We start from the raw sequence: 5846 nt of genomic DNA on the forward strand, positions 1-5846 counted from the left end.
GGCTGCGTCTTCTCCGGCATGCAGTTGAAGGAATGGCACGACCATCCTTACGGCATCACGGCGCATCTCTATGGCTCGCTGTACTTCACGATCACCGGCTTTCACATGGCGCACGTCATGGTCGGCATCGTGATTCTCGTGTTGCTCGCTGTGTGGATCGCGCTCGGCTATTTCGACGAGGAACGCAATGCACCGATGCGTATCGGTGGTCTGTACTGGCACTTCGTCGACGTGGTGTGGCTCTTCATCTTCACGTCGCTTTACGTGACGCCTTTCTGGATGCGGGGTCACTGATGCCAACGTCCGCTCTGCCCGAGCAGCATCTGACGAAAGAAGAGAAGCGACGTCTCGCGTTGTGCGCGTGCGCGGGCTTTTTTCTCTCGCCTGGCGCGTGGCTGCTGCAAGTGATGATCTCCGAGACGATCTCGGCGCAGGCCTGCTACGCCGAGTCGATTCGGCGGGCGGAGCCGGTTTTCAGGCACTTTCATGCGTGGCTGTACGGCACGTCGGCTGCGGCCGTGATCGTGTCGCTCGTTTGCGCAAGCATGGCGGTCTACGGCTTTCGCTTCCTGCAGAAGAAGGAGCAGCAGGCCAAAGCGAGCGATTCTTCGTCGGATAAGCCTTCGCGGTTGCAAGAAGAGTTGGCCCGCAAGCGCTTCATTGCGCTGTGCAGTGCGTTGATCGGCTGTCTTTTCGTCCTCGCGTTGGTCTTCACCATTCTGGCCGAAGTGTTCCTCGACTCCTGCAATCAATGGCATTGAAATGAACGCGACGAGTTTGAAAAACCACATCGCCGCTGCACTGATGCCAGTCGTGCTCGCCACCCTGGGCGCATGCAGTGGCCGCGCGAACGACAATCTTCCCGACAACGTCACGGCGCAGTCGCCGATGACCAGCTCGCCGCAATTGATCGCCCGCGGCGAATACCTTGCCAAAGCGGGCGATTGCAGCGCGTGTCACGACGCGGCCGATCACACGCCGCTTGCCGGTGGCATGCCGGTGAACTCACCGTTCGGTCCGATCTATTCGAGCAACATCACGCCGGACCCGACTCTCGGTATCGGACGCTATACGCTGAAGGAGTTCTCGGACGCAATACGCTATGGCAAGCGCCGCGACGGCAAGCGGCTTTATCCGGCCATGCCGTATCCGTCGCTCGCGAACATGACGGATGACGACGTGACCGCGCTCTATGCGTATCTGATGCATGGCGTGAAGCCGAGCGCGAAGCGCGCGCCGGAAACGCATCTGCCTTTTCCGTTCAATCAGCGGTGGGGCATGTTGTTCTGGAGCCTCGCATTCGGCAATCGCGATGAATATCAGCCCGATCCGAAGCGCAGCGCGCAATGGAATCGCGGCGCGTACCTGGTGCAAGGTCTTGGGCATTGCGGCGCATGCCATACGCCGCGCGGTCCCGCCTACAACGAGCTTGGCTACAGTGAGAAGTCGCCTTGGTATCTCACGAGCGGCGTCAACGATCACTGGCTTGCACCTAACCTCACCGGCGATCCGGGCAGCGGACTAGGACGCTGGACCGAGCAGGACATCGTCGACTTTCTGCATACAGGTCATGGCGCAGGCGCAATCGCGTTCGGGGCCATGGCGCCGGTCATCGGTGACAGCACGCAATACATGACCGATGCCGATCTGCATGCCATCGCCACTTATCTCAAGTCATTGCCTCCTGAGCGTACGTACGGCAGCTACGACAACAACGAGCACGCCAAGGTGCAGACGGCGCGCAGCATTCAGACCGGCGAAGTAGAGCGTCCCGGCGCGGGCATCTACCTGTCGTTTTGCGCGCGCTGTCATCAGGCGGACGGCAAGGGGCAGCCGGGCAAGGTCGCCGCGCTCGCCGGCAACCCGCTCGTGCTGGCGGAAGATCCGACATCGGTCATGCGCATCGTGATCGAGGGCAGCAAGAGCCCGGAGACGGAGACAGGGCCTGCGCCGCAGAAGATGCCGGGCTTCCACGGTCAACTGACGACCGCGCAGATCGCACAGGTCGTCACTTTCATTCGTGGCACATGGGGCAATCATGCGGCGCCGGTCTCGGACCGCGAGGTCGAGCGCCTTCGCTCGAAGATTCATCAATGAATCCCGCGCGTCGCTCAGATAAGCGACGCCTGAATCAAACCTAAAATCACACTATACGCACCGGAATCGACTTAGCCCCCGGCACCTTGCTCTCCTCGGCGTAATGCCATAGCGGCAGCAACACATTGCACTCGGGGTAATAGCCGCCGATGCAGCCTTCGGGAATCGCATATGCCTTGATCTTCAGCCCGGAAAGCCGGCGGTCGATACCGTCGTCTGCAACGGTCTGCAAGGTGATCTCCTGGCCTTCCTTCAGATGATGCTTGGCAATATCGGCCTCGTTCATCAGGATGACCATGCGCGAACCTTTCACGCCTCGGAACCGGTCGTCGAGGTTGTAGATCGTCGTGTTGAACTGGCTGTCGCTGCGCAAGGTCATGAGCCGCAGTGCTTCCGGCGTCTTCTCCGGCATGTCGGGGTCCTCGGCGAGCGAGTTGGGCGTCATGAATTCGGCTTTGCCCGACTTCGTTTGCCACACGCGTTCGCAAGCAGGCAGCGGCCGATGAAAGCCGCCCGGCTCCCACATGCGTTCGTTGAAGTCATGGAACGTCTCGGGATACGTGGTCGCAATCTCGTTCCTGACGAGCGAATAGTCGTCGCTCCACGCGTCCCAATCGACTGTGGAACGCGAGCCGAGCGTCGCCTTGGCGATGCCCGCGACGATGAATTGCTCGGCTCGCGCTTTCTCGCTTGCCGGCTCGGTCACGCCCTTGGAACCGTGCATGCAGCCCGTGCTGTCTTCCATCGAGACTGCCTGATCGCCCAGACGCGTGCGATGAAACTCGATGCGGCTCAGACAAGGGAGCACATACGATATCTCACCATGCACGAGGTGACTGCGGTTGAGCTTGGTAGCCACGTTGATCGTGAGGCGCAGGCTCGACCACGCGGGCTCCGTCTGCAATCTGTCCGGCACCGAACGCACGAGGTTCCCGCCGAGATTGAAGACCGCCTTCACTTTGCCTTTCACCATCGCCTCGAATGCTTCGACGGTGTTCATGCCTTTCTTTCGCGGCGGCTCGAAGGAAAACTGCTTCGCGAGCTGATCGAGCGGCGCGAGTTCAGGCTTTTCCGTTATGCCGACCGTGCGCTGCCCCTGCACGTTCGAATGGCCGCGTATCGGCGAAGGCCCCGCGCCGGGCTTGCCGACGTTGCCGCGCAGAAAGAGCAGGTTGCAGAGCATGCGCACGTTCTGCACGCCGAGCCTGTGCTGCGTGAGTCCCATGCCGTAGTGCGCCATCACGGCCTTGGCTTTCATGTACTCATTGGCCGCTTCGAGAAGCGCCGAGCGCGGCAGGCCGCTAATCTGCTCGATCTCGCTCCATTCGGTCTGACGCGCGCAGGCCGCGAACTCTTCGAAGCCGGTCGTGTGTTCCTCGATGAACGCGACATCGATCATGCGTTCCGTGCCTTCGGCCTGTGCGCGGTCGTCGGCTTCGATCACCGCCTTGCAGATGCCGAGAATGGCAGCCGTATCGCCGCCGGTCTTCAACTGATGATATTGCGTGCTGATCTGCGTTTCCTTCGGCGTCAGCATGTCGACAGGCGACTGCGGATTGGCGAACGACACGAGACCCGGCTCGCGAAGCGGATTGAACGTGATGATCGGTACGCCGCGTTTGCGCGCATCCTGCAACTGGTGCAACATGCGCGGGCTATTCGTGCCGACGTTCTGGCCGAAGAAGAACATGAGATCCGTTTTCTCGAAGTCTTCGAGTGTGATGGTCCCGACGCCGACGCCGATCGCTTCCTTCAGACCAACGCTCGAACTCTCGTGACACATGTTCGAGCTGTCCGGAAGATTGTTGCCGCCGTACATGCGCGCGAAAAGCTGGTACATGTACGCCGTTTCGAGCGAGGCGCGTCCGGACGCATAGAAGACGACAGTCTCCGGGTCCATCGCGTTCAACTCTTTACCGATCTCGTCGAACGCCTGCTGCCAGGTGACTTCCACGTACTTGTCCGTGGCTGCGTCGTAGCGCATGGGCGCAGTCAGACGTCCTGCTTCTTCGAGATCGTGATCGTGCCAGTTGAGCAATTGCTTAACGGTGTGCAGTTCGAAGAACTCGGGCGTCATTCGCTTCGCGGTCGTATCCCAGGCGGTGGCCTTCGCGCCGCTTTCGCAGAATTCGAACGTATGCGGGTCCGCGGGCTTGGCCCACGAGCAGCTCACGCACATGAAGCCGTCGGGCTTGTTCTGCTTGAGCAGGATGGCGCTGTCCTTTATCGGCACTTTCTCCTGCATGAGGATCGTGGCGACCGCTTTCATTGATCCCCATCCGCCAGAAGCGAAAGGATACGATGGGTTCTTGGCTTCTTTGCTCATCTGTGCGCTCCCGGGGGACCAATATCACGTCGTGACATAAGCAAGCTGCGTTCCGCATTCGGTCCGCGCAAGCCGTTCGTAATCGTCGGCATTTACATCGTTCAGGAAGATCTGCTCTGTTTCGAGCGTGATGGTATAGGCGCGTGCTCGAACGCCTGCAGTGCGATGCATCGCGCGACCCCCTCTAATCGTTCTTATGCCCCGGCAGCACCGCGCCCAACACCTGCTTCGCCGTATCGACGATGATGCTGCGTTCGTTCGGATCGCCTTCGAAGAGCGTCGTCGCGAACGCCTTCGCCTGTTGCAGCGTGATGTGCGGCGGCAGCGGCGCGATGTTCGGGTCCGCCTTCACTTCGATCACGACAGGCCGGTCCGATGCCAACGCCTCGTCCCATACGGCGGCCATGCGCTCGGCGTCGTCCACATAGAAGCCGCGCAAGCCGATCAGCTCCGCGAAGCGGTGATACGGCACCGACGGAATGTTCTGCGACGCTTCGAACTTCGGGTCGCCGTTCATCACGCGTTGCTCCCACGTGACCTGATTCAGGTCTTCGTTGTTGAGCACCATGCAGATCCAGCGCGGATCGGACCACTGCTTCCAGTACTTCGCGACGGTGATGAGCTCGGCCATGTTGCTCATCTGCATGGCGCCATCGCCGACGAGCGCGATCACGGGCCGCTCCGGATGCGCGAACTTCGCCGCGATCGCATACGGCACCGCCGCGCCCATCGAAGCCAGGCCGCCTGACAGCGAGCACATCATGCCGCGCTTCACCTTCAAGTCACGCGCATACCAGTTTGCACAGGAGCCCGAATCACTTGTGACGATGGCATTGGTGGGCACGCGCGGCGACAGTTCCCACACAGTGCGTTGCGGATTCACGCCTGTCGTAGCCGGCTCCAGCGCGCGCTTTTCGAGCTTCTTCCACCAATCGGCCATCCAGCCTTCGATGCTTTCGCGCCATGCGCGATCCGTCTTTTGTTGGAGCATCGGCAAGAGCGCACGCAGCGTTTCGGCGCTATCGCCGACGAGGTTCACTTCCATCGGATAGCGGTTGGAGAGCATGTCCGCCTTCAGGTCGATCTGCACGCCGCGCGCCGCGCCTTCCTTGGGCAGGAACTCGGAATACGGAAAGCCCGAGCCGATCATGAAGAGCGTGTCGCATTCGGTCATCATCTTGTAGCTCGGCTCGGTGCCGAGCAGACCGATTGAGCCGGTCACGAACGGCAGATCGTCAGGCAGCGCGGCCTTGCCGAGCAGCGCCTTCGCGACGCCCGCGCCGAGCTTTTCGGCGACGGCGATGACTTCGTCCGTGGCTTGCAGCGCGCCTGCGCCCACAAGAATCGCGACCTTCTTGCCCGCGTTGAGGACGTCGGCGGCGCGTTGCAGATCGTCGGCGTAGGGCACCGTTTTCGGCGCGCG

General features: G+C 61.2%; 6 protein-coding genes. 3 read left to right on the top strand and 3 right to left on the bottom strand.

Going from position 1 to position 5846, the window contains the following annotated elements; genetic code table 11:
- From NCR35_RS19600 to NCR35_RS19610, 3 genes are all read left to right on the top strand, one after another.
- A partial coding sequence (locus NCR35_RS19600) for a cytochrome c oxidase subunit 3 (RefSeq protein ID WP_250535752.1) occupies nt 1–294 on the top strand: 294 nt, incomplete at its 5' end.
- A complete protein-coding gene (locus NCR35_RS19605; RefSeq protein WP_250535753.1) occupies nt 294–761 on the top strand; it encodes a hypothetical protein in 468 nt (155 codons plus the stop codon). The genes NCR35_RS19600 and NCR35_RS19605, both read left to right, overlap by 1 nt.
- Nucleotides 762–804: 43 nt before the next feature.
- Nucleotides 805–2097, top strand: coding sequence for a c-type cytochrome (locus tag NCR35_RS19610; protein WP_502801705.1), 1293 nt, complete (start codon nt 805–807; stop codon nt 2095–2097).
- Nucleotides 2098–2143: 46 nt separating this feature from the next.
- On the opposite strand, the gene NCR35_RS19615 is transcribed toward NCR35_RS19610, so the two are convergent.
- The 3 genes from NCR35_RS19615 to NCR35_RS19625 form a co-directional block, all read right to left on the bottom strand.
- Nucleotides 2144–4423, bottom strand: a complete 2280-nt coding sequence (locus NCR35_RS19615; protein WP_250535755.1) for an FdhF/YdeP family oxidoreductase — start codon at nt 4421–4423, stop codon at nt 2144–2146.
- A 24-nt stretch (nt 4424–4447) separates the two neighbouring features.
- The gene (locus NCR35_RS19620; protein WP_250535756.1) at nt 4448–4594 is read right to left on the bottom strand and encodes a hypothetical protein; all 147 of its coding nucleotides are present in this window, start codon (nt 4592–4594) and stop codon (nt 4448–4450) included.
- A 13-nt stretch (nt 4595–4607) separates the two neighbouring features.
- The coding region (locus tag NCR35_RS19625) for a thiamine pyrophosphate-requiring protein (RefSeq protein ID WP_250535757.1) at nt 4608–5846 on the bottom strand (1239 nt) is incomplete at its 5' end.

Source organism: Caballeronia sp. AZ10_KS36 (assembly GCF_023631105.1).
Taxonomy (GTDB): domain Bacteria; phylum Pseudomonadota; class Gammaproteobacteria; order Burkholderiales; family Burkholderiaceae; genus Caballeronia.